Origin of the sequence: Streptomyces murinus, from assembly GCF_002154555.1 — a bacterium.
In the GTDB taxonomy this organism is placed as follows: Bacteria; Actinomycetota; Actinomycetes; order Streptomycetales; family Streptomycetaceae; genus Streptomyces; species Streptomyces murinus.
In genome coordinates this window covers 1-823 of record NZ_MUNF01000219.1, presented here as the reverse complement: position 1 = coordinate 823, position 823 = coordinate 1, and the positions used below count along the sequence as shown (strand labels likewise).

The 823-nt window shown below is 69.7% G+C and carries 2 protein-coding genes; both read left to right on the top strand.

Going from position 1 to position 823, the window contains the following annotated elements:
* Positions 1 to 454: WD40 repeat domain-containing protein (locus CCN72_RS15175; protein WP_425276150.1), on the top strand; the 454-nt coding region annotated here is incomplete at its 5' end.
* A gap of 89 nt (positions 455 to 543) precedes the next feature.
* Positions 544 to 823, top strand: a 280-nt coding sequence (locus CCN72_RS15170) for a sigma factor (protein WP_279630245.1), incomplete at its 3' end; no start/stop codon positions are given.

Genomic DNA, 823 nt, shown 5'->3' with positions numbered 1-823 from the left:
CAGCCCGGACGGGCACACCCTGGCCAGCGGCAGCGCGGACAGCACCATCCGGCTGTGGAACGTCACCGACCCCGGCTCCGCCGAACCGCTGGGCGTCCCGCTCACCCGGCACACCGGCCCGGTCAACGCGCTGGCCTTCACCCCCGACGGCAAGGCACTGGCCAGCGGCGGCGACGACAACACGGTCCGGCTGTGGAACGTCACCGACCCCACCGCGGCCCGGCCGATCGGCCAGTCCATGACGCCCAACGCCAAGACCGGCACCTTCCTGTCGTTCAGCCCCGGCAGCCGCGTCCTCGGCGTCTCCAGCGGCCCCGACACGGTCCGCCTGTGGGACCTGGACGCCGACACGGCCATCGACCACATCTGCTCGGTCACCCGGGGCGTGCTGACCCCCGCCAAGTGGCAGGAGTACCTTCCGCGGCTGTCCTACGACCCTCCGTGTGGCCACTGATCGGCCAACTTCCGTTTTTTCCCTCCGACTTGGCTCCACACGACCGACAACCTTGTTACCCTTGGCCATAGCCCGATCGCTGGNNGTCCATGGAGGACGGAAAACAGGACCGGGACGAAGAGTTCGGCAGATTCATGACCGCCCGCTGGTCACGGCTGCTGCGGACGGCCTTTCTCCTCACCGGGGAACCGCACTCCGCCGAGGATCTCGCCCAGTCCACGCTGGAGCGGGCCTACACGGCCTGGCGCAGAGTCGGTACGGCGGACGACCCGGACGCCTATGTCCGGCGCGTGATGATCAACCTGCACGCCCGCCGGCACCGGCGCAGGCTCAAGGAGTTCCTGGCGCCGAAGGACGATTCCGGCCTGG